Below are 23,138 nucleotides of genomic sequence, written 5' to 3'. Positions count from 1 at the left end.
AGGGAAGACATCATGTCCCAAGCCGTTGAAAAATCGCCCCACGAGATGGCGGGCGTCTCGCTCCGCGACATGGCAAACGCCATTCGCGCGCTCTCGATGGATGCCGTCCAGAAAGCCAATTCCGGCCATCCCGGCATGCCGATGGGCATGGCCGACGTCGCCGCGGTGCTGTTCTCGAAGTTCCTGCGCGTCGATCCGAGCCAGCCGGAATGGCCGAACAGAGATCGCTTCGTCCTGTCCAACGGACACGGCTCGATGCTGCAGTATTCGGTCATGCACCTGCTCGGCTTCCCGGAGATGTCGATCGAGGAGATCGAGAATTTCCGCCAGCTCGGCAGCCGCACCGCCGGGCATCCGGAATACGGTCACGCCGCCGGCATCGAGGCGACCACCGGCCCGCTCGGCCAGGGCATCACCATGGCGGTCGGCATGGCGCTCGCCGAACGGATGCTGGCGGCTCGCTTCGGCGACGATCTCGTCGACCACTACACCTATGTCTTCTGCGGCGACGGCTGCCTGATGGAAGGCATCTCCCACGAGGCGATCGACCTTGCCGGGCACCTGAAGCTCAACAAGCTGATCTACTTCTTCGACGATAACCACATCTCCATCGACGGCGACACCAAGCTCTCCACCTCGATCGACCAGATCGAGCGTTTCGACGCCCATGGCTGGAACACGTTCAGCGTCGACGGCCACGACCCTGAGGCGATCGAAAAGGTGATTGAAGAAGCTCGCAAGAGCGACAAGCCGGCCTTCATCGCCTGCCGCACCATCATCGGCTACGGCGCGCCGAACCTGCAGGGCACCGACAAGGTGCATGGCAATGCGCTCGGCAAGGACGAGGTCGCCGCGACGCGCAAGCACCTCGGCTGGACCTCGGAGGCCTTCGTCGTCCCCGAGCCGATCACCGCGGCCTGGCACGCGGCCGCCCAGAAGGGCCGCGAGGCCCGCGAAGCCTGGGAGAAGACCCGCGACGCGGCGCCGAACCGGGCCGAGTTCGAAACGCGCTATGCAACGACCCTGCCGGAAAACCTCGCCGAGCTGATGGCGAAGGCCCGCGCGGAGATCGTTTCCGAGCAGCCGAAGGTCGCCACCCGCAAGGCGTCCGAGATGGCGCTCGAGGTGATCAACGGCGCCACCGAGCTGACCATCGGCGGCTCGGCCGATCTGACGCCCTCGAACAACACCCGCACCAAGGGCCTGACCGACATCACCCCCGGTGAGTATTCCGGCCGCTACATCCGCTACGGTATCCGCGAGCACGGCATGGCGGCGGTGATGAACGGCATCGCCCTTCATGGCGGGTTCATCCCCTATGGCGGCACCTTCATGTGCTTCACCGACTATGCCCGCGGTGCGATCCGCCTGTCGGCGCTGATGGGAATCCGGGTCGTCTACGTCATGACCCATGATTCCATCGGCCTCGGCGAGGACGGCCCGACGCATCAGCCGATCGAGCATCTGGCGATCCACCGCGCGACGCCGAACCTCCTCCTGTTCCGGCCCGCCGATGCGGTCGAGACGAACGAGGCCTGGGAGATCGCCATGACCGAGACCAAGCGTCCGTCGGTGATGGCGCTGTCGCGGCAGGGCATTCCGACGGTCCGCTCCGGCGACACGAGCGAGAACAGGACCCGCATGGGCGCCTATGTTCTCAAGGAGGCCGAGGGCGAGCGGGACCTGACGATCCTGTCCACCGGCACCGAGGTCGAGATCGCCGTCGCGGCCGCCAGGACGCTCGAGGAAAAGGGCATGAAGGTCGCGGTCGTCTCGATGCCCTGCTGGGAGCTGTTCGAGGAGCAGGACGCGGCCTATCGCAAATCCGTCCTCGGCACCGCACCGCGCATCGCCATCGAGGCGGCGGCCCGTCTCGGCTGGGACCGCTGGATCGGCGAGGACGGCCATTTCATCGGCATGCACGGCTTCGGCGCCTCGGCGCCGGCCCCTCAGGTCTACGAAAAGTTCGGCATCACCGCCGAGGCGGTCGTCGAGGCGGCCGGCCGGATGGTGAAGCACTGATTACGACATGACGCGAGGGGCCGGCTGACCGGCCGGCCCTTCTCGGAGGAACGACGATCGGCGCGGGAGATGTCTCTCCCGCGAACGGGGAACTATTGCGCCAATCGGGAGTGTAGTGCGCCATGGCCAAGATCACGCTCAGGCAGTTGCTCGACCACGCAGCCGAACATGGCTACGGCGTGCCAGCCTTCAACATCAACAACATGGAGCAGGGGCTGGCGATCATGGAGGCGGCGGCGAAGGCCGACGCGCCGGTGATCATGCAGGCCTCGCGGGGCGCGCGATCCTACGCCAAGGACATCATGCTCGAAAAGATGATGGACGCGCTCGTCGAGATGTTCCCGCAGATCCCGGTCTGCGTTCACCAGGACCACGGCAACAACGAGCAGACCTGCCTGACCGCGATCCGCCACGGCTTCACCTCGGTGATGATGGACGGCTCGCTGGAGGCCGACATGAAGACGCCGGCCTCTTACGACTACAACGTCGCGATCACCGAACGGGTGACGCGCATGGCCCACTGGGTGGGCGCCTCGGTGGAAGGCGAACTCGGCGTGCTCGGTTCGCTGGAGACCGGCGAGGGCGAGAAGGAAGACGGCGTCGGCTTCGAGGGCAAGCTCGACCAGGACAAGCTCCTGACCGATCCCGACCAGGCCGTCGACTTCGTCCGCCGCACCGGCGTCGACGCGCTGGCGATCGCCATGGGCACCTCGCACGGCGCCTACAAGTTTTCCCGCAAGCCGGATGGCGAGATCCTCGCGATGCACATCATCGAGGAAATCCATTCGAAGCTCCCGAACACCCATCTCGTGATGCACGGCTCCTCGTCGGTGCCGGAGGATCTCCAGGAGATCATCAACAAGTATGGTGGCCGGATGCGCGAGACCTACGGCGTGCCGGTCGAGGAGATCGTCCGCGGCATCAAGCACGGCGTGCGCAAGGTCAACATCGACACCGACTGCCGGATGGCCATGACCGGGCAGTTCCGCAAGGTGGCGATGGAGAAGCCCGAGGAATTCGACCCGCGCAAGTTCCTGGTGCCGGCGATGGCGGCGCTGCAGAAGCTCTGCCTCGATCGCTACGAGCAGTTCGGCTGCGCCGGGAAGGCTTCGAAGATCAGGGTCCTCCCGCTGGACCAGATGGCCGTCCGGTATCAGACGGGCGAACTCGATCCACGGATCGAACTGACGGCCGCCGCCGCCGAATAGGCGAGGCCGCAAGACCCGGCCGAGAAAGACCGGCCGGCCGTACCGAGTGAGCAACAGCACCATCCAATGGCGACGACGCGGACCACCCTCCGCGGCGAGCGGAGAGACTTTGTCCTGATTCCCGCAATGGACGGACGAAGCCCGAATTTCGAGAAGAAGGAGAAGGCAAGATGGATACGGGATCGCAGACCGTTACCGGCAAGGACCGCTACAAGTCCGGCGTCATGGAATACAAGAAGATGGGCTACTGGGAGCCCGACTACCAGCCGAAGGAGACCGACATCATCGCCTGCTTCCGGATCACGCCCCAGGACGGCGTCGATCCGATCGAGGCGGCGGCGGCGGTCGCCGGCGAGAGTTCCACCGCCACCTGGACGGTCGTCTGGACCGATCGCCTCACCGCGGCCGAGAAGTACCGCGCCAAGGCCTACCGGGTCGACAAGGTGCCGAACACCACCGACCAGTACTTCGCCTACATCGCCTATGACCTCGACCTGTTCGAGAACGGCTCGATCGCCAACCTGACGGCCTCGATCATCGGCAACGTCTTCGGCTTCAAGCCGCTGAAGGGCCTGCGGCTCGAGGACATGCGGCTGCCGACGGCCTATGTGAAGACCTTCCAGGGCCCCGCCACCGGCATCGTCGTCGAGCGCGAGCGCCTCGACAAGTTCGGCCGGCCGCTGCTCGGCGCGACGGTGAAGCCGAAGCTCGGCCTGTCCGGCCGCAACTACGGCCGCGTCGTCTACGAGGCGCTGAAGGGCGGGCTCGACTTCACCAAGGACGACGAGAACATCAACTCCCAGCCCTTCATGGATTGGCGCGAGCGCTTCCTCTACTGCATGGAGGCGGTGAACAAGGCCCAGGCCGCCACCGGCGAGATCAAGGGCACCTATCTCAACGTCACCGCCGCGACGATGGAAGACATGTACGAGCGGGCGGAGTTCGCCGCCGAACTCGGCTCCAACATCGTCATGATCGATCTCGTCATCGGCTGGACGGCGATGCAGTCCATGGCGAAGTGGGCGCGCCGCAAGAACATGATCCTGCATCTCCACCGGGCGGGCCACTCCACCTATACGCGCCAGAAGACCCATGGCGTCTCCTTCCGCGTCATCGCCAAATGGGCTCGGCTCGCCGGCGTCGACCACATCCATGCCGGCACGGTGGTCGGCAAGCTGGAGGGCGATCCGGCGACGACCAGGGGCTATTACGACATCTGCCGCAACGAGTTCACCGAGCAACGGCTCGAGAACGGCATCTTCTTCGACCAGCCCTGGGCCTCGCTCAACAAGATGATGCCGGTCGCCTCCGGCGGCATCCATGCCGGCCAGATGCACCAACTCATCGACCTCCTCGGCGAGGACGTCGTCCTGCAGTTCGGCGGCGGCACGATCGGTCACCCGATGGGCATCGCCGCCGGCGCGACGGCCAACCGCGTGGCGCTGGAATGCATGATTCTCGCCCGCAACGAGGGACGCGACATCGTGCGCGAGGGACCGGACATCCTCAACGAGGCGGCCAAGACCTGCTCGCCGCTGAAGGCGGCGCTGGATACCTGGAAGGATGTCACCTTCAACTACACCTCGACCGACTCGCCGGACTACGCGGTGACGGCCACCGCCGCCTGAGCCGTGGCGGAAGGGCTGGGGCGGATCGTCCTCCCAAGGGCCGCCCCAGCCCCCCTTTCAGGCCTTGCCGTTCGTTCGAACCTTTAGAGGAACCACTACCATGCGCATGACACAAGGGACGTTTTCCTTCCTGCCCGATCTCACCGACGAGCAGATCACCAAGCAGATCCAGTACTGCCTCGACAATGGCTGGGCGGTGAATCTCGAATACACCGACGATCCGCATCCCCGGAACACCTACTGGGACATGTGGGGCCATCCGATGTTCGACATCGCCGATGCCGCCGGCGTCATGATGGAGCTGCAGAGCTGCCGCAAGGCCTTCGGCGACCGCTACATCCGCCTCTCGGCCTTCGATTCCACCCATGGCTGGGAGTCGGTGAAGATCTCCTTCATCGTCAACCGGCCGAAGGAGGAGCCCGGCTACCGCCTGCGCCGCCAGGAGGGCAACGGCCGCAACATGCGCTACACCACTGAGCCCTACGCCGACGCAAAGCCCGAGGGCGAGCGTTACGAGGCTTGAGGGGACGGGTCTCGCCCAGCCCGTGACGTTTGCGCCGAGGCACCCCCCCTTTCCTCCTGAGCCTTCGACAGGCTCAGGAGGACAGGGGGGGTGGTCGCGGGCGCGACGTCATTCCGGAGCATTCATCCAACGGGAGGTCATAGATGAGCTACCTCGACCAGTTGAACAAAGGCGGCAAACCGGACGAGGCTGCCGCCAAGCCGGCTCCAGGCGCAGCCACGCCTCCGGACACAGCCGAGGCGGCCGCCGCCGCGCCTTTGATCACCACCGTCGACCTCAAGCGCGAATACGAGGATGCCGGGGTCCGCGAGACGCTCGAGGAACTCGACCGCGAGCTGATCGGCCTCAAGCCCGTCAAGAAGCGCATCCGCGAGACGGCGGCGCTCTTGCTCGTCGAGCGGGCGCGGCGGCGGCTCGGGCTCGCCCACGAGACGCCGACGCTGCACATGAGCTTCACCGGCAATCCCGGCACCGGCAAGACGACGGTGGCGCTGAAGATGGCGAACCTCCTCCACCGGCTCGGCTACATCCGCAAGGGTCACCTCGTCTCGGTCACGAGGGACGATCTCGTCGGCCAGTATATCGGCCACACGGCGCCGAAGACCAAGGACATCCTGAAGAAGGCGATGGGCGGCGTGTTGTTCATCGACGAGGCCTACTACCTCTATCGTCCCGAGAACGAGCGCGACTACGGCCAGGAGGCGATCGAGATCCTCCTGCAGGTGATGGAGAACCAGCGCGACGACCTCGTCGTCATCCTCGCCGGCTATGCCGACCGGATGGACAAGTTCTTCGAGAGCAATCCCGGTTTCCGCTCGCGCATCGCGCACCACATCGACTTTCCGGACTACAGCGACGAAGAACTGCACCAGATCGCCGTCGGCATGCTGGCGCGGCAGAACTACCACCTGACCGAGGAGGCGGCGACGACGCTGGCCAGCTACATCGAGCACCGCCGCGCCCAGCCGCATTTCGCCAATGCCCGCTCGATCCGCAACGCGCTGGACCGGGCGCGGCTGCGGCAGGCGAACCGGCTGTTCGAGGCCGATAACGGCCCGCTCGACGCGAGCGCCCTGTCGGAGATTGCGGCAGAGGACATTGCGGCGAGCCGGGTGTTCCTGCAAAAGCCCGGCCAGACCGCCGACCAAGCCCGCCCCGCGAGGGGGCCAGAGGAGACTGCCCCATGACCCGGCCCGTGACCCGCCCAATGACCCGCCCCATCGCCATCGCCCCCTCCATCCTTTCGGCGGATTTCTCGCGGCTCGGCGAGGAGGTCGCGGCCGTCGACCGGATGGGGGCGGACTGGATCCATCTCGACGTGATGGACGGCCATTTCGTCCCCAACATCACCTTCGGCCCGCCGATCATCAAGGCGATCCGCGCCTCTTCGGCCAAGCTGTTCGACTGTCACCTGATGATCGAGCCCTGCGATCCCTATATCGAGGCCTTCGCCGAGGCCGGCTGCGACGTCATCACCGTCCATGCCGAGGCGACCAAGCATCTCGACCGCTCGCTCCAGGCGATCAAGGCGACCGGCAAAAAGGCCGGCGTCTCGCTCAATCCGTCGACGCCCGAAAGCGTCATCCAGTATGTCCTCGACCGGCTCGACCTGATCCTCCTGATGACCGTCAATCCCGGCTTCGGCGGCCAGGCCTTCATCCCGTCGGTGGTGGACAAGATCGCCCGGGTGAAGGCGATGATCGGCGACCGGCCGATCGACATCGAGGTGGATGGCGGCATCACGCCGGAGACGGCGCCGCTGGTGGTCGCCGCCGGGGCGAATGCGCTGGTCGCCGGCTCGGCGGTGTTCAAGGGCGGGACCCCCCAGCATTACGAGCGGAACATCGCGGCCATCCGCGAGGCGGCAATGGGCGCGGCCTCGACGCCCGCCTGACCGGGGGCCATTTGACCGGGGGCGCCTGATCTGTGCCGCGTTCTCCGGCGTCCGGCGTCCGGCGTCCGGCGTCCGGCGCCCTCCCGCGTGTCGGGCCTCAGCCCGGCTCGATCGCCGCCGGGGCGCCGAAGATCGACCAGCCCATGCGGGCGGTGAGCCTTTCCAGAGCGATGCGGCCGAGATGGGAATTGCCGGAAGCGTCCAGCCCCGGCGACCAGACCGCAACGCTCGCCTTGCCCGGCACCACGGCGAGGATGGCGCCGCCGACGCCGCTCTTGCCCGGCAGGCCGACCCGGTAGGCGAACTCGCCGGAGCCGTCGTAATGGCCGCAGGTGAGCATGATGGCGTTGATGCGCCGGGCCCGCTCGGCGGTCACCACCGAATGGCCGGTGGCGGGGTTCTTGCCGAGATGGGCGAGGAAGCTGCCGGCCTTGGCCAGCTGGCGGGCGGTCATGGCGATGGCACAGTGGTGGAAATAGACGCCCAGCACGTATTCCACCGTGTTCTCGATGACGCCGAAGCCCTTCATGAAATTTGCGAGCGCCCGATTGTTGAAGCCGGTGCGCTCCTCCGACGCCGCCACCGCCCGGTCGATATGGACGCCGTCGTCGTCGGCGAGGAACTGCAGGAAGCGCAGGATCTCGCCGAGAGCCTCGCGCGGCTGGTGGCCGGAGAGGATCATGTCGGTGACGGCGATGGCGCCGGCATTGATGAAGGGATTGCGCGGGATGCCGCGCTCCTGCTCCAATTGGACGATCGAGTTGAAACGGCTCCCCGACGGCTCGCGGCCGACCCGGTTCCACAGCCGGTCGCCGGCGAGCCCCAAGGCGAGGGTGAGGGTGAAGACCTTCGAGACGCTCTGGATGGAGAAGTACGCCCCGCAATCGCCGCCGCAGACGGTGCTGCCGTCCTTGAGCGCCACGGCGATGGCGAACTGGTTCGGATCGATCCGCCCGAGCTCGGGGATGTAGGTCGCCACCTGTCCGCGATCCGGCCGCGCGGCCATCTCGGCGGCGATCTCGGCGACGACGGTTTCGAGATTGGCCATAGGCGATGTCCCTTCGGGTCGTTGCGAGGCGGGCGCCTGGCCTCGCTGCCATTTTTGTCCGGCGACGGTGACGCGTGGCTTACCCCCCTCTGCCCTGCCGGGCATCTCCCCGACAAGGGGGGAGATCGGCCGAGCGTCGACGGCGGGGCTGATCTCAGACGTCGCTGCCGCCGCCAATCGCAGCTGTCTCGATCTCGCCGGTCGCTCGACGAAAGGGTGCTGCCGCTGAAACCGCCTGATCTCCCCCCTTGTGGGGGAGATGCTCGCCCTTCGACAGGCTCAGGAGGACAGAGGGGGGCGCCTCGCACAGCCGCAAATCACCCCCGCGCCAAAACCCCCGGCGACGCGATGCGCCCCGGTCTTGGCCCATGCGATGCGCCCCGTCCCGAGGGAGGGGCTGGTCCTGTCGCCGGTCGCCCGGCGGGCGGACAGCGGAACGCCGGAGGCGAGCCTCCGAATAGTTTCTAGTAACGGCCCGCCTCCGGCGTTCCGCGCGGTGTCTTTGCCAGGCCCTTGGGGCTCGCTTCCCCCGCCCGGTGCTTCGGCTCTTCGCCTCCGCTCCGGACCCGAGGTCGCTCACCGGCTGCCGACGCTTCACGGGAGCCCCCTTTTCAGGACCTCCCGTTAAAGCGGACCAATCCGCACCCGCGCCGTATTACGCGAGGGGTCGGCGGAGCCTCGGACCCGTCCGGGATGCGAAAACCCTCCGGAAGGGTTCGCACCGCGGACACCACCCGCCTTCCCGAACGATCCCGGCGATCGTCCGTGTCCCTCCGGGAAGGCGGCGAGGGGATTATCGGCGGGGTGGAGGGGATGGGGATTAGTTTTTGGATGACGGGGATGTGATGGCGGGCAGGGGACTGTCATGACGGCGCTTTGACGGATGCGGACGGCGCAGAAAGGGGCGCCGTCCTCCCCGCTTCGTCATCCTCGTGCGCCAGCGCGGGGATCCTTGCCTCTGCGTTTCCGCCGCCGATCGAGTGGCGGGGACGCTAGTTTCGAACCGGGATGCTCCTGAGCCGGCGAGGCATGGATCCCCGACCCTCACGGGCCGAGGATGACGAAGGGGTGCGGGTGGCGCTTCATCGAGGCAGGTTGGTCGCGACCATCGCGGCCTCGTCGTTTTCGGGCTTCGTCGCTACAAGATTCACACATCTCGCGCCGGCATTGCGGCTGGCATCAGGCGAGATGAACCGACGTCGCAGAATGAATGGAAGCACCACCGCGTCGTCATCCCGGGCTTGACCCGGGATCCATTCCAAATCGTCGACGCCGTTGCGCCCGTGGGTTTCCGACGCATTGTTCGTTCTGAAGCAAAAGGCCATTTCAACGTCGAGGAATGGATCCCGGCTCGGGGGGCCGGGATGACGATGTTTCCAGCTTTGCGACCGTTCTTCCATGGCGAAGTCATATGGGAGACTGCCGACGCGACCGCTCGAGATGTGTGAATGCAGTAGGGCCTCGTCCCGAGGCTCCAGAGATCGTCGGGCGCGTTCCGCTTCAGCTGCAGAAGGCGGAAGCCGCCGATCCTTGCGGCGGCTGCCCCTGGATTCTCGGGACGGGGCCCGAGAATGACGACGCAGTGTTGACGGCGCCCGTTCTTCCACGGGAAAGTCGAGGCGAAACGTGCGGCGGCATCGCCGGCAGGGCACTCTTGCCCGTTTGTCATGATGAAGTGTCAACTCGGCGGGTGTGGGGACGGCCGGCTAACGGCCTGCGTCCACACCGTGCGCGATGATGGTCTTTGGGTGGTCTCCGTGCGCAAGGCGAACGACCGCGAGGTGAAGCGCTGTGGTTGATGTCGGCGATGATAACCCGGATTGGAGCGACGTGCCTCTCGCGCCACTGGACTATGCCGCCAAGCTCAAGGCGACGCGCGCGCGCCTCGCCGCCAGTCAGGCCGACTTCGCGAGCCTCCTCCAGGTCCCGGCCGCGACGCTGCGCAACTGGGAGCAACGCCGGACCAAGCCGGACGCCTTGGGGCTGACGATGATCGATCTCGTTTATGATGATCCGGAGGGGATGGCGGAGCGGCTGCCGGGGAAGAGGGTGGCGTGAGGTGTGTGCCGCTTCGCGGCTCCGCCACCTGGGTCGATCATGCTGTCCGGCCCAGCGGGAGGGGCGACTTCACCCCCGCTTCGTCGTCCTCCTGCGCCTGCACTGGGATCCATGCCTGAGCTGTTCCATTGCCCTTTCGGCGTCGGAAAAGGCCGCTCGGCCTGAAACTAAGTGCTAGTGAGGAGCAAAGGTATATATCGCCGACCTGCGGGCCGAAGATGAAGAGGCACGTGAACCGTGGCTGTGACTTGTATGTCTGGCAAGAGGTACTGAGACATCTGAATCACCGCTACCAATATTCAAAAGAAGACGCAATATGTACGCTTCATCTGATATTGCTCACATAATTGATACAAAGGATGAATGGTTGCGTGCGAGCGAAGGATTGTTTTTGACAATCATTTGTCGCGATTACGTCACCGCAACTGGATCTGAGTACGCTAAGCACGGACTTTGCCGTCGCATACGTGCTCTTACGCATTTGACAGAACGAATTTTCTCCGTGATCTCTTTGGGAGATTCGAAGTCCCCATCCAAAAGGGATCTACATGACGCTGAGGCGTTCATACAGTCGTTTTTGCTAAACGTATATGGTGCCATTGACAATATGGCTCGTATTTGGTGCGTCGAAACTGATCTTCGGAATAAAAAGGGCCTTGCAATACCCGACGGGATGATTGGATTTGGGCGTAAGAATCTCATTGTACGAGAAAGTCTCCCATACGAGTTTCGCGCATATCTTATCGCTTCGGATCCATGGTTTGAATATCTTGAGAACTATCGGCATGCCGTAGCGCATCGTATTCCCGTTTATATCCCTCCGGCAACTCTTAGCGAGCAAGACGCAGAGAAATACGCACAGATTGAAGCGGAATCACAAGAGGCAGCTCAGACAGGGAACTGGAGACAGTGGGATGAATTGATGGCTAGACAGCGTTCGCTTGGTAAATTTCAACCCTTAATGACCCATTCTTATGGGGAGAAAAGCCGACCTGTTACAATTCATGGCCAAATTATTTGCGATGTTGCTACAGTTGTTGAAATTGGAAGGAGGCTCGTGGCTTCTTTATCTGAAAGTAAAAACACCCGTAGTAATCGCTAAAGAGTAGCTACCTCATCCCGACCGCAGCAGCCTCACCGCCTCGTCCTTCCCGAACAGATACAGCAGCGCCCGCAGCGCTTCGCCCCGCTCGCCCTTCAGCTCCGGGTCCTTCGCCAGCACTAGCCGCGCGTCATCCCGCGCCACCTCCATCAGGTCGGCGTGGTGCTCGGTGCGGGCGATGCGGAAGAAGGGGAGGCCCGATTGCTGGGTGCCGAGGAGGTCGCCTTCGCCGCGCAGTTTCAGGTCTTCCTCGGCGATGCGAAAACCGTCTTCGGTTTCGCGCATGACCTTGAGGCGGGCCGCCGCCGTTTCGCCCAGGGGGCCGCGGTAGAGGAGGACGCAGGCCGAGGGCTTGTCGCCGCGGCCGACGCGGCCGCGCAACTGGTGGAGCTGGGAGAGGCCGAAGCGCTCGGCGTGTTCGATGACGATGATCGTCGCCTCCGGCACGTCGACGCCGACCTCGATGACCGTGGTTGCGACGACGAGGCGCTTTTCGCCGCGCTTGAAGGCGCCCATCACGGTGTCCTTCTCCTCGGCGTTCATGCGGCCGTGGACGACGCCGACGGTGTCTTCGCCGAAGACGTCGCGGAGCTGACGGCCGCGCTCCTCGGCGGCCATAAGGTCGCTCTTCTCGCTCTCCTCCACAAGCGGGCAGACCCAGTAGACCCGTTGGCCGCCGGCAATGGCGTTGCCGATCCGCTCGACGACCTCCTCGATGCGGTCGGTGGGCAGCGCCACGGTCGCGATCGGTTTTCGCCCCTTCGGCTTTTCCGAGAGGCGCGAGACCTCCATGTCGCCGAAGGCGGAGAGGACGAGGGTGCGCGGGATGGGGGTGGCCGTCATCACCAGGAGATCGGCGCCGCGGCCCTTTCTCGTCAGCGACAGGCGCTGGTGGACGCCGAAGCGGTGCTGCTCGTCGACGATGACGAGGCCGAGGTCGTGGTAGGCGACGTCTTCCTGAAACAGCGCGTGGGTGCCGACGACGATGTCGGTCTGACCGTTGGCGATACTCTCCAGCTTGGCAGCGCGGGCCTTGCCGTTGTCGCGGCCGGTGAGGAGGGTCATGGCGAGGCCCGCGGCCTCGCAGAGTTTTCCGAGGCTGGCGAAATGCTGGCGGGCGAGGATTTCCGTCGGGGCGAGCAGGGCCGACTGGCAGCCGGACCCTGCCGCCACCGCCATCGCCATCAGGGCGACGATCGTCTTGCCGGCGCCGACATCGCCCTGCAGGAGGCGCAGCATGCGCTCGGGGCTCGCCATGTCGGCCGCGATCTCGGCGAAGGCCTGTTCCTGGCCGGCGGTGAGCGCGAAGGGCAGGGCGGCCTTGACCTTGGCCAGCCGCCCGGCCGGGTCGGTCATCGCCCGGCCGGGCACCGCCTTCTGGTTCTGGCGGGAGAGGGCGAGGGCGAGCTGGCTCGCCAGATATTCGTCATAGGCGATGCGGCGCCATGACGGGCTCTCCGGCGAAATGTCGGCGGCGTCCGCCGGGTCGTGCAGGCGCTTCAGCGCGTCGTTGAAGGTCGGGAAGGTCTGGCGCTTCACGACCGAAGGCTCGATCCATTCGGGGAAGGGCGGCACGCGCTCCAGCGCCTGGCCGATCGCCTTGCGCAACACCTTGCCGGAGAGCCCGGCCGTCATCGGATAGATCGGCTCGACGAGGCTCATGGTCTCGGCCCGCTCGAGGCTGGCGACGAAATCCGGATGGACCATGGACGGGCGGCCGTTGAACCACTCGACCTTGCCGGAGACGATCATCGTCTCGCCGACGGGCAGGAGGCTTTCCATCCAGGCCGGCTGCGCCCGGAAATAGGTGAGCGCGATCTCGCCGGTCTCGTCGGTCGCGAACACCCGGTAGGGCACCGACTTCTGCGCCCGTCCAGGGGGCTGGTGGCGGTCGATGCGGACGGTGAGGGTGACGATCGCGCCTTCCGGGGCGGTGGCGATCTCGCCGCGCTTCCTCCGGTCGACGAGGCCGGTCGGCAGGTGGAAGACGAGGTCGCGGATGCGCAGCGTTTCGCCGGGGCGCACCAGCAGGGTCTGCAAGAGGCCGGCGAGCTTCGGCCCGACGCCTTCCAGCGTGGTGACGGGGGCGAAGAGGGGGTCGAGGAGGGAGGGGCGCATGGGGCGACGTTTAGCGACCATGCCGATGAAGGCAAGCAACGAATGGCCGATCTGCTGACAGAGCCGATCGGTGCCTATATGAGGGGCTGTTCCCAGGCGACAGGTTTCCCATGACAGGCATGCAGCGCTCATCGAGCGATCTCGACATTCGTCGCCGCAAGGCGCTCTTTCGCTCCTGGCATCGCGGCATCCGGGAGATGGATCTCGTGCTCGGGCAGTTCGCCGACGCGAAGATCGGGACGTTGAGCGACGCAGAGCTCGACGACTACGAGCTTTTGATGGAAGCGCAGGATCGCGACATCTTCATGTGGCTGACCGGCGAGGCGGAGACGCCGGCCAATTTCGACACGCCGGTGTTCCGGCAGATCCGCGACTTTCATGTCGGCGGGGCTGCGGCCGGCGGCATGGCGGTCGGCGCCGAGAAGGCCGCGGGGAGCGAGACGTGAGCCTGCCGGACAAGCTCAAGAAGGCGCTGGACAGGGACGGCGCGCTCGATATCGGCGGTGTCGTCGAGGGCTCCGAAGCCTTCGTTCTTGCCGACGTCGCGCGCCACCGCGCCAAGAAGCGGCCGCTGGTCTTCGTCATGCGCGACGGCAGCCGCATGCCGGAGATCGAGGAGGCGCTGAAATTCGTCGCGCCGGAGCTGCCCGTCCTGACGCTGCCGGCCTGGGACTGTCTGCCCTATGACCGCGTCGGCCCCTCCTCCGAGGCGGCGGCGCGGCGGCTCGCGGCGATGGCAGCATTGGCCAGCCTTCGCGAGGCGCCGCACCGGGCGGTGATCCTCACCACGGCGAACGCGCTTTTACAGAAGATGCCGCCGGCGGAACTCCTCGCCGAGGAGGCGATCTCGGTCGCCGCCAGCGGCCAGATGCCGATGGAGAAGATCGTCACGGCATTGACGCGGGGCGGCTTCGAGCGGGTCTCGACGGTGCGCGAGCGCGGCGAATATGCGGTGCGCGGCGGCATTCTCGACGTCTTTGCGCCGGGGGCGGAGGAGCCGGTGCGGCTCGACTTCTTCGGCGACACGCTGGAGACGGTGCGCGCCTTCGATCCGGCGAGCCAGCGCACGACGAAGCAGCTGAAGCGCTTCGAATTGTCGCCGGTCTCGGAAGTCTCGCTGCGCGACGAGACGATCAGCCGCTTCCGGACCAGCTACATCAAGCGCTTCGGCGCCGCCCAGCGCGGCGACGCCCTCTACGAATCGATCTCCGAGGGCAAGCGCTTCGCCGGCATGGAGCACTGGCTGCCGCTGTTCTACGAGCGGCTCGACACGATCTTCGACCACTGCCGGGGCTTTGCCTTCGTCCTCGACCATCTGACCAGCGAGGCGGTGGCCGAGCGCCGGACGCTGATCGAGGACCACTATCAGGCGCGAAAGCGCGGCGCCGGCGAGAGCGGCGGCGAGGGCGGCGGCGAGGGCGGCGTGCCGTATCATCCGGTGGAGCCGGACGCGCTCTACCTCAGTGACGACGAGCTCGCCGGCGGTCTCGCCAGCGCCGAGCCGGTGCGCTTCTCGGCCTATGGCGTCTCCGACGTCCTCGGCCGCGACGCCTACAATCTCGACTACCGGCGCGGGCGCAACTTCTCCACCGAGCGCACCGCCGAGGGCGTCAACGTCTTCGCCGAGGCGGTCGACCATGTCGCCAAGCTGCGCGCCGCGGGGCAGCGGGTGCTTTTGGCCGGCTGGACGGAAGGCTCGCGCGAGCGGCTGACCCAGGTGATGGAGGAGCACGGCCTCGGCAACATCAAGCCGGCCGAGACCCTCAAGCAGGTGCGCGAGGCGCCGAAGAACTTCGTCGTCACCGCCGTCCTCGGCCTCGAAGCCGGTTTCGAGAGCGACGATCTCGTCGTCGTCGCCGAGCAGGACATTCTCGGCGACCGGCTCGTGCGGCGCGGCCGCAAGCGGCGGAAAAATTCCGACTTCATCGCCGAGGTCTCCGGTTTGGACGAGGGCGACATCGTCGTCCATGTCGACCACGGTATCGGCCGCTTCGTCGGGCTGAAGACCATCCAGGCGGCGGGGGCGCCGCACGACTGCCTGGAGCTGCGCTATCACGGCGACGACCGGCTGTTCCTGCCGGTGGAAAACATCGAGCTCCTGTCGCGCTATGGCGGCGAGGGCTCGGAAGCCATGCTCGACCGGCTCGGCGGCGGCGCCTGGCAGGCCCGCAAGGCCAAGCTGAAGAAGACGCTGCTCGAGATGGCGGGCGGCCTGATCAAGATCGCAGCCGAGCGCGAGATGCGCGGGGCGCCGCGGCTGTTGCCGCCGGAAGGGCTGTGGGACGAGTTTGCCGCGAGATTCCCCTATGAGGAGACCGAGGACCAGCTCGGCGCCATCGACGCGGTCACCGACGATCTCGCCGCCGGCAAGCCGATGGACCGCCTCGTCTGCGGCGATGTCGGCTTCGGCAAGACCGAGGTGGCGCTGCGGGCCGCCTTCATCGCGGCGATGAACGGGCTGCAGGTGGCGGTCGTCGTTCCGACGACGCTGCTCGCCCGCCAGCACTACAAGACCTTTGCCGAACGGTTCCGCGGCCTGCCGATCCAGGTCGGCCAGGCTTCGCGGCTGGTGACGGCGAAGGAGTTGGCAGGTGTCAAGAAAGGCATCGCCGACGGTACATTGGACATCGTCGTCGGAACCCATGCGCTGCTCGGCAAGGCGGTCAACTTCAAGTCGCTCGGCCTTTTGATCATCGACGAGGAGCAGCATTTCGGCGTCAAGCACAAGGAGCGGCTGAAGGAGCTGAAGTCGGACGTGCACGTCCTCACCCTCTCGGCCACGCCGATCCCGCGGACGCTGCAGCTCGCTCTCACCGGCGTGCGCGAACTGTCGCTGATCACCACGCCGCCGGTCGACCGCATGGCGGTGCGCACCTTCGTCTCGCCCTTCGACGCGATGGTGGTGCGCGAGACGCTGCTGCGCGAACGATACAGGGGCGGCCAGAGCTTCTATGTCTGCCCGCGGGTGTCGGACCTCGCCTCGGTGAAGGAGTTCCTCGACACCCAGGTGCCGGAGCTGAAGGTGGCGGTCGCCCACGGCCAGATGGCGGCGGGCGAACTCGACGACATCATGAACGCCTTCTACGAGGGCCAGTACGACGTCCTGCTGGCGACGACCATCGTCGAATCCGGCCTCGACATCCCGACGGCGAACACGCTGATCGTCCACCGGGCGGACATGTTCGGCCTCGCCCAGCTCTACCAGATCCGCGGCCGCGTCGGACGGTCCAAGCAGCGGGCCTATGCCCTCCTCACTTTGCCGGCCAACAAGACGCCGACCAAGGGCGCTGACCGTCGGCTGAAGGTGCTGCAGTCGCTGGACACTCTCGGCGCCGGCTTCCAGCTGGCTTCCCACGATCTCGACCAGCGCGGCGCCGGCAACCTCCTCGGCGATGAGCAGTCCGGCCACATCAAGGAGGTCGGTTTCGAGCTCTACCAGCAGATGCTAGAAGAGGCCGTCGCCGAGATGAAGGGCGTCGAGAGCGAGACGAACGGCCAGTGGTCGCCGCAGATCACGCTCGGCACCGCCGTGATGATCCCAGAGCACTACGTCCCCGACCTGCAGCTGCGCATGACGCTCTATCGCCGCCTCGCCGATCTCGGCGACGCCCGCGAGATCGACGGTTTCGGCGCCGAGCTGATCGACCGCTTCGGGCCGCTGCCCACCGAAGTGGAGCACCTTCTGAAAGTCGTGTTCATCAAGGCATTGTGCCGGAAGGCCAACATCGAGAAGCTCGATGCCGGACCGAAGGGGATCGTCATCACCTTCCGCGACAAGAACTTCGCCAATCCGGCGGCGCTCGTGCGCTATATCGGCGAGCAGGGCGCGGCGGCGAAGATCCGGCCGGACCAGTCGATCGTCCTCATCCGCGACTGGCCGACACCGGAAAAGCGCCTGAACGGCGCGGCGACGGTGGCGACCAACCTGGCGCGTTTCGTCGACGAGGGGCAGAAAAAGGCGGCGTGAGGCCATCCCGGGATATCTGCGGAAAGGGCGTCACCGGCACAGCGGGCGCCGCCCTCTGAGGCACGGCGCCGGCTTTGCGGAAGCGGGCGCCCGGGCTGGGCGCTCGCTGGCCGTGGCCCTCCCGGCCTTGGTGGAACTGGAACGGCACCGGCCCGAAGACCGGCATCGCTGTCGGGCACGACAGGTCGGTCGGTGCGTCGGGGCGTGCCTTGTGCTTCCCGCCGGACGAACGATGCCCCGGGTCAGCCGAGATTGGCGCGATAGGCCTCCATCACGGCATCGAGCGGACCATTGCCGGTGGCGGTCGTTGCCTCGGGGCTGTTCTTCAGGGCCGTCAGGTCGAGGGAAGCCTTGGACCCGACAGCGTCGACCTGCGTGCGGGTGCGCATCGCCCGGCGATTGATCGCCTGTTCCTCGGCCTGCGCCTTCAGCCTCTCGATATAGGCCTGGTTGATTTCCGGCGATCGCAGCGATCCGGCGAGGGACGCCCGGAGTTCGTCCGGCACGGCCCGCGCCGTCTCGGTGCTGCGGTTCTCGATGGCGAGGGTCGCCGGCTCGAACTGTCTCGACGCGAAGGCGCTGTAGACGGAAGCGATCTCGATCGACGGTAAGGGGTCGCTGTTGGTCATGACGCTGGTTCCCGAATCTCTTGTTCGGAAAATGGCCGACAGAACTTTCAAGTCAGCTTCCCCAATCATGAGGATTCTAGTCGTATTGTTCCGACCGGTGCAGGCAGCGGGCAAGGCAGGCGGGCAGGAGCGAACATTCCGGCAGCGGCCGATGCCACTCGGGAAGCGTCTCAGCAGCGCCCGACGGGCAGGAAGACGTCGTTGAATTTGAACAATACTTGGCGTTCCTGCGTTCAGGGCCAGGCATGGTTCGAGAACGAGGCGAGATGCAATCCCGGACTGGTGGACGGGCCGCAGGAATGGCGGGCCTTTTTTGTGAGGATGACGACTTGAGCAACTCCAAACCGGGGTCTGTGCGCGAGGGATCGGGCCGATGATCGCCGTGACCTTCCTCGGCATCCTCGTCGTCGCCTGGACGATCGCGGAGATCGGCATGACGACCCTCACCGCGCAAGGGGCGGGCCCGCTGACGTCGCGCGGCCTGCGGCTGATCTGGAAGCTGTGCCTGCGCGTCTTTTCGAAGAGCCCGAGGCGCCACGCGATCTTCACCAAGATCGGCCCGCTGTTCCTCGCCCTGACCACGCTCGGCTGGTATGCCGGCCTGTGGCTGGGCTGGTGGCTGGTGTTTCTCGGCGCGAGCGGGAGCATCGTCGATGCATCGACGAACGAGCCGGCCGGCGCGCTCGATGCGCTGTACTTCGCCGGCTACACGGTCACGACGCTGGGGATCGGCGACTTCAAGCCGTCCGGCGCCCTCTGGCAGATCCTCACCGCGGTCTGCGCGGCCAACGGGCTTCTGGCACTGACCCTGTCGGTGACGTATCTCGTGCCGATCCTCTCGGCCGCCGTCCAGAAGCGCCAGCTGGCGCTGACGATCCATGGCATCGGCAGCACGCCGGCCGGCATCCTGCAAATGGCCTGGGACGGCAAGAGCCTGGCGAGCCTCGAAGGCGTCCTGCCGGATATCTCGACGCAGATCCTGACGCTCGGCGAGCAGCATCTCGCCTATCCGATCCTGCACTATTTCCACAGCAGGCATGCGGAGTCGGCGCTACCGGTCCGTCTCGCGGCGTTCAGCGAGGCGATCGACGCGATCTCGCATTCGACACCCGAGCACATTCGGCCGAGCCGACTGTCGCTGGTCCAGTGCCAGGCGGCCGTCGCGACGTTCCTGGGGGCGATGGAGTCGGCCCATATCAACATCTCCGAGCGACAACCGGCGGCGCCCGACCTGAGCGCGGCGGTGGCGAACGGCGTGCCCATCGACGCCACGCCTGCCATCGCGGCCGACACGGGCGGGGCGGATCGCCGCCTGCTCAAGTCGCTGGTCGAGAGCGACGGATGGAGATGGCACGACGTGGTCTCGTCGGGGGGCGACCGGAGCCCGTCCTGATGCAAGGGGAGGCGGTTCAACGGGCGGATGCGGCGGCATCTGCCCGTTGGTGTCGGTTCACGGGGCTGAGTGGCCTCAGGCGGCCAGGCGCTGGGGGCGCCGCGTTGTCACGGGGCGTTCCTCGACCTCGAACTTCTGCACGATGGTGTCGAGCTTCTCGGCCTCGATGGCCAGCGATCTGGCCGCGGCGGTCGTCTCTTCGACGATGGCGGCATTCTGCTGGGTCGCCTTGTCCATGGCGTCGGCCGCACTCGAGAGCTCGCGCAGGCTCGTCGCCTGGTTGCCGGCGGCGCTGGCGATCTGGTTGATCGTCTCGCTCATGGCCGAGACTTCGGCGACGATCTCCTCGAGGCTCCGGCCGGAGGCGGTGACGAGCTCGACGCCGGTTTCCACCTGATCCGACGACGCGGAGATCAGCGCCTTGATCTCCTTGGCGGCTTCTGCGGAACGCTGCGCCAGCGCCCGGACTTCCTGGGCGACGACGGCAAAGCCCTTGCCCGCCTCGCCGGCCCGGGCCGCCTCGACGCCGGCGTTCAGCGCGAGGAGGTTGGTCTGGAAGGCGATCTCGTCGATCACCGAGATGATCTGGTTGATCTGCTGGGACGAGCCCTCGATGCGGTTCATCGCCTCGATGGCCGACGCCACCACCGTGCCCCCGCGCTCGGCCTTCTGGCGGGCGGTGGAGGCGGTCTTCTGTGCCGCGCTCGAACTCTGCGCCGTCTGGTTCACGGCGCGGGAAATCTCGTTCAGCGCCGCGACGGTCTCTTCGAGCGTCGCCGCCTGCTGCTCGGTGCGGCGCGCCAGATCGTCGGCCGTGCCGGCGATCTCGCCCGACGTCGCCGCGACGATCCGGACCGACTCGGTGACCTCCCCCATCGCCGCGCCCAACGACCCGATCGCCGAATCGAAGTCGTTTCCGATGCGCTCGAAGCCCTGGGGCATCCTTGGGCCGACGCGCACCGACAGATCGCCCGAGGCGACCTTCGACAGGCCGTCCGCCAGCAGCGCGAAGGCGTCGGACTGCTTCTTCGCGGCAGCCTCCTCGGCGATGCGGGCCTTGTCGCCCTGCTCGCGCAACTCGACCATGATCGTCATGTCGACGAGGAAGGTGATGACCGCGGGGCGGCCGTCGATTTCCGAGGCGATCAGCGTCAGGAAGCCGGGGAAGGTCGTACCGTCCAGCCGCTTCATCTTCCATTCGAAACGGGTGACGCCGTCTCTCGCGACATCGGCGAGGATGCGTTTCACCAGCTCGCTGGAGCGGGTCCCGCAGGCCTGCTTTTCGGGCGACAGGTCCTCGAAGCGCAGCCCGATCAGCCGCTCGCGGCTGGCGGCAAGCATGCGTTCCGTCGACGGGTTGCATTCCGTGAGGACGCCGTCGTCGAGGACGTAGTAGCCGTCGGGGGAGAGGTGAAAGACGGCCTCCGCCGCATGGTCCTTGAAAGTCTTCTTGCTGCGCGTTCTGCCAAACACTTGCATTCCCCCCGGAAGCGATCTCTTGATCACTCACTGTCGATGGAAATCGTCAAGATCTGGTTATCTGGCGGAGCGGCGGAGCGGGCGTCTGAAGCGCGCCGGGTTCTCCGGAGGCTGATTTGTTCGAGTCCTACGCTGCGATCGAGGTCGTGACAGAGCGCGGCCGTTCGCGATACAGGGTTGCCGTTCATTCCAGAGGCGGGGCCCGGCGGGCATCTTCCTCCATCTCCCATTCCGGGTGCGGCGCCGACGTGCAGCGTTTCGTTTCGTTCTTTCCGGCCGTCTTCGTGCTCCTCTGGTCGACCGGCTTCATCGGCGCGCGCTTCGCCATGCCCTATGCGGAGCCGTTCACCTTCCTGTCGCTGCGCTATGCGCTGGCGCTCGTCCTGCTTGGCGCCATGGCGCTCGTCTCCCGGGCCGCCTGGCCGGGCTGGCGCCTCGGCGGCCATTCGATGATCGCCGGCAGCCTGATCCATGGCGTCTATCTCGGCGGGGTGTTCTTCGCCGTGCGGCACGGGTTGAATGCCGGCGTCGCCGCGCTGATCGTGGGCCTGCAGCCGATCATCACCGCGCTGATCGCCGCGCCGGCGCTGGGCGAGACGATCCGCCCGCGCCACGCGCTCGGGCTCTTCCTCGGCCTCGTCGGCGTCGCGCTGGTCATCCTGCCGAAGCTCGGCAGCGGCGGCGACTACCATTTCGTCAACGTCGCGCCGGCCTGCCTGTCGGCGCTGGCGATCTCGATCGGCACGATCTGGCAGAAGCGCTTCGCCACCGGGATCGACGTCAGAACCGGCACCTTCTACCAGTATCTGGGCGCGCTGATCCCGAGCTTTGCCCTCGCCGCCCTGTTCGAGACGATGCGCATCGAGTGGAACGGCGAGGTGATCTTCGCCCTGGTCTGGCTGACCGTGGTGCTGTCGATCGGCGCGATCTTCCTGATGATGATGCTGATCCGGGAGGGCGCCGTCTCGAAGGTGGCCTCGCTGATGTATCTGACGCCGGGCGTCACCGCCGTGATGGCCTATCTCCTGTTCGGCGAGACGCTGACGATCGTCCAGCTGGGCGGCCTGCTTCTGGCGGGCGTGGGGGTCTCCGCCGCGATGGGGCGGGTGCGGCTGAAGGGTGCGCGATGAGGCGGCGGGCCGCGATGCTGCGATGCTGTCTTGCGGGAGCGGTTCGCTGAAACGCTCCGCGCGCTTATATGAAGCGGAAACGATCCCTCGTTTCGAAACCGAAAGGACGGCATGTCCAGCTTCCTGACCTATCTTGCCCTCCTGGTGATGATCGTCACCGCCGGCGTGCTGCTCGCCGGGCTCGTCAACATGATGCGCGGCGGCTCCGGCAACACCTCGCAGAAGCTGATGCGGGCCCGCGTCATGCTGCAGGGGCTCGCCGTCATCCTCATCGTCGGGGTGCTGCTGCTGGCCAAGCGCTGACGCCGCAGACGTCCATCGAGAACACTGGAAGGGAGGCGGATTTGGTCCGACTGAACAGGATCTACACCCGCACGGGCGACTTGGGCGAGACCTCGCTCGGCAATGGCGAGCGCCGCTCTAAGGCGGATCTCAGGGTCGAAACCTACGGCACCGTCGACGAGCTGAATGCCGTGATCGGTCTCGCGCGGCTCTATGCCGAGGCGGAGATCGACGCGATGCTGGCGCGGATCCAGAACGAGCTTTTCGACCTCGGGGCGGAGCTCGCCACCCCCGACACCGGCAAGAAGCTCGAATTCGAGCCGCTGAAGGTCGTCGACAGCCAGGTGGAGCGGCTGGAGGCCGAGATCGACGCGATGAATGCGCGGCTGTCGCCGCTGAAGTCCTTCGTGCTGCCGGCCGGCTCGCCCGCCGCGACGCATCTGCATCTCGCCCGCACCGTGGCGCGCCGCGCCGAGCGGCTGATGATCGCGCTTTCGGCCAAGCAGGGCGAGCCCGTCGCCGCCACCGCCATCCGCTACGTCAATCGCCTGTCCGACCACTTCTTCGTCGCCGCCCGCATCGCCAACGACGAGGGCAGGGCGGACGTCCTCTGGGTGCCGGGAGGCAGCCGGTGAGGGGAGCGCCGGGATCGGCGCC

The 23,138-nt window shown here is 66.4% G+C and carries 18 protein-coding genes and 2 pseudogenes; 14 read left to right on the top strand and 6 right to left on the bottom strand.

Features of this window, described 5'->3' with window-relative positions:
• The first annotated feature begins 12 nt into the window (after nucleotides 1-12).
• The 6 genes from tkt to rpe all read left to right on the top strand — a co-directional run bounded on the left by tkt (nucleotide 13) and on the right by rpe (nucleotide 7,275).
• Nucleotides 13-2,022: a transketolase gene (gene tkt, locus ATO4_RS01955; RefSeq protein WP_083589690.1), complete on the top strand. Its 2,010-nt coding sequence runs from the start codon at nucleotides 13-15 to the stop codon at nucleotides 2,020-2,022.
• Nucleotides 2,023-2,144: 122 nt separating this feature from the next.
• Nucleotides 2,145-3,230, top strand: coding sequence for a class II fructose-bisphosphate aldolase (fba, locus tag ATO4_RS01950; RefSeq protein WP_083589689.1), 1,086 nt, complete (start codon nucleotides 2,145-2,147; stop codon nucleotides 3,228-3,230).
• Nucleotides 3,231-3,400: 170 nt separating this feature from the next.
• Entirely contained in the window at nucleotides 3,401-4,858 is a 1,458-nt protein-coding gene (locus tag ATO4_RS01945) for a form I ribulose bisphosphate carboxylase large subunit (RefSeq protein ID WP_083589688.1), read from the top strand.
• Between the two features lie 100 nt (nucleotides 4,859-4,958).
• A complete protein-coding gene (locus ATO4_RS01940; protein WP_083589687.1) occupies nucleotides 4,959-5,381 on the top strand; it encodes a ribulose bisphosphate carboxylase small subunit in 423 nt (140 codons plus the stop codon).
• Nucleotides 5,382-5,524: 143 nt separating this feature from the next.
• Entirely contained in the window at nucleotides 5,525-6,568 is a 1,044-nt protein-coding gene (gene cbbX, locus ATO4_RS01935) for a CbbX protein (protein ID WP_083589686.1), read from the top strand.
• A gap of 20 nt (nucleotides 6,569-6,588) precedes the next feature.
• Nucleotides 6,589-7,275 (top strand): ribulose-phosphate 3-epimerase, encoded by a 687-nt coding sequence (rpe, locus tag ATO4_RS01930; RefSeq protein WP_083589685.1) that lies wholly within the window; start codon nucleotides 6,589-6,591, stop codon nucleotides 7,273-7,275.
• A 97-nt stretch (nucleotides 7,276-7,372) separates the two neighbouring features.
• Here rpe and ATO4_RS01925 read toward each other — a convergent pair whose 3' ends face one another.
• Together ATO4_RS01925 and ATO4_RS26820 are read right to left on the bottom strand one after the other, a co-directional pair.
• Complete coding sequence (locus tag ATO4_RS01925; protein ID WP_083589684.1) at nucleotides 7,373-8,323, bottom strand: glutaminase; 951 nt, start codon at nucleotides 8,321-8,323, stop codon at nucleotides 7,373-7,375.
• Nucleotides 8,324-9,405: 1,082 nt separating this feature from the next.
• Nucleotides 9,406-9,723 carry a hypothetical protein gene (locus tag ATO4_RS26820; RefSeq protein ID WP_139802190.1) on the bottom strand — a complete coding sequence of 106 codons (318 nt, stop codon included), beginning with the start codon at nucleotides 9,721-9,723 and terminating at the stop codon, nucleotides 9,406-9,408.
• A gap of 391 nt (nucleotides 9,724-10,114) precedes the next feature.
• Here ATO4_RS26820 and ATO4_RS01920 point away from each other — a divergent pair, with 391 nt between their 5' ends.
• Nucleotides 10,115-10,381, top strand: coding sequence for a hypothetical protein (locus tag ATO4_RS01920; protein ID WP_083589683.1), 267 nt, complete (start codon nucleotides 10,115-10,117; stop codon nucleotides 10,379-10,381).
• Nucleotides 10,382-10,697: 316 nt separating this feature from the next.
• Entirely contained in the window at nucleotides 10,698-11,483 is a 786-nt protein-coding gene (locus ATO4_RS26815) for a hypothetical protein (RefSeq protein WP_139802189.1), read from the top strand.
• 12 nt (nucleotides 11,484-11,495) lie between these two features.
• On the opposite strand, the gene recG is transcribed toward ATO4_RS26815, so the two are convergent.
• A complete protein-coding gene (recG, locus tag ATO4_RS01915; RefSeq protein ID WP_083589682.1) occupies nucleotides 11,496-13,601 on the bottom strand; it encodes an ATP-dependent DNA helicase RecG in 2,106 nt (701 codons plus the stop codon).
• A 110-nt stretch (nucleotides 13,602-13,711) separates the two neighbouring features.
• Here recG and ATO4_RS01910 point away from each other — a divergent pair, with 110 nt between their 5' ends.
• Nucleotides 13,712-14,047 carry a succinate dehydrogenase assembly factor 2 gene (locus tag ATO4_RS01910; protein WP_083589681.1) on the top strand — a complete coding sequence of 112 codons (336 nt, stop codon included), beginning with the start codon at nucleotides 13,712-13,714 and terminating at the stop codon, nucleotides 14,045-14,047.
• On the top strand, nucleotides 14,044-17,568 hold the full coding sequence (gene mfd, locus ATO4_RS01905; protein ID WP_083589680.1) for a transcription-repair coupling factor: 3,525 nt from the start codon (nucleotides 14,044-14,046) through the stop codon (nucleotides 17,566-17,568). The genes ATO4_RS01910 and mfd overlap by 4 nt, the downstream gene beginning before the upstream one ends.
• A gap of 242 nt (nucleotides 17,569-17,810) precedes the next feature.
• On the opposite strand, the gene ATO4_RS01900 is transcribed toward mfd, so the two are convergent.
• Nucleotides 17,811-18,197, bottom strand: a complete 387-nt coding sequence (locus ATO4_RS01900; RefSeq protein WP_083589679.1) for a hypothetical protein — start codon at nucleotides 18,195-18,197, stop codon at nucleotides 17,811-17,813.
• Between the two features lie 373 nt (nucleotides 18,198-18,570).
• On the opposite strand from ATO4_RS01900, the gene ATO4_RS01895 reads away from it, so the two are divergent.
• Nucleotides 18,571-19,590 (top strand): potassium channel family protein, encoded by a 1,020-nt coding sequence (locus ATO4_RS01895; RefSeq protein WP_083589678.1) that lies wholly within the window; start codon nucleotides 18,571-18,573, stop codon nucleotides 19,588-19,590.
• A gap of 75 nt (nucleotides 19,591-19,665) precedes the next feature.
• Here the strand turns inward: ATO4_RS01895 and ATO4_RS01890 are convergent.
• Nucleotides 19,666-20,604 (bottom strand): annotated as a pseudogene (locus ATO4_RS01890) (methyl-accepting chemotaxis protein); the annotation flags it as partial.
• Between the two features lie 66 nt (nucleotides 20,605-20,670).
• Nucleotides 20,671-21,069, bottom strand: a pseudogene (locus ATO4_RS28210) (PAS domain-containing protein); the annotation flags it as partial.
• A gap of 248 nt (nucleotides 21,070-21,317) precedes the next feature.
• Here ATO4_RS28210 and ATO4_RS01885 point away from each other — a divergent pair.
• From ATO4_RS01885 to ATO4_RS01875, 3 genes are all read left to right on the top strand, one after another.
• Entirely contained in the window at nucleotides 21,318-22,199 is an 882-nt protein-coding gene (locus ATO4_RS01885; protein WP_245308511.1) for a DMT family transporter, read from the top strand.
• A gap of 111 nt (nucleotides 22,200-22,310) precedes the next feature.
• Entirely contained in the window at nucleotides 22,311-22,502 is a 192-nt protein-coding gene (locus ATO4_RS01880; RefSeq protein WP_083589676.1) for a twin transmembrane helix small protein, read from the top strand.
• Between the two features lie 41 nt (nucleotides 22,503-22,543).
• On the top strand, nucleotides 22,544-23,116 hold the full coding sequence (locus ATO4_RS01875) for a cob(I)yrinic acid a,c-diamide adenosyltransferase (protein WP_083589675.1): 573 nt from the start codon (nucleotides 22,544-22,546) through the stop codon (nucleotides 23,114-23,116).
• Nucleotides 23,117-23,138: the final 22 nt, after the last annotated feature.

This window comes from Aurantimonas sp. 22II-16-19i (assembly GCF_002088275.1).
Lineage (GTDB): Bacteria > Pseudomonadota > Alphaproteobacteria > Rhizobiales > Rhizobiaceae > Jiella.
The sequence above is the reverse complement of the archived record's forward strand: the minus strand, read 5'-3'. Positions and strand labels throughout refer to the sequence as shown.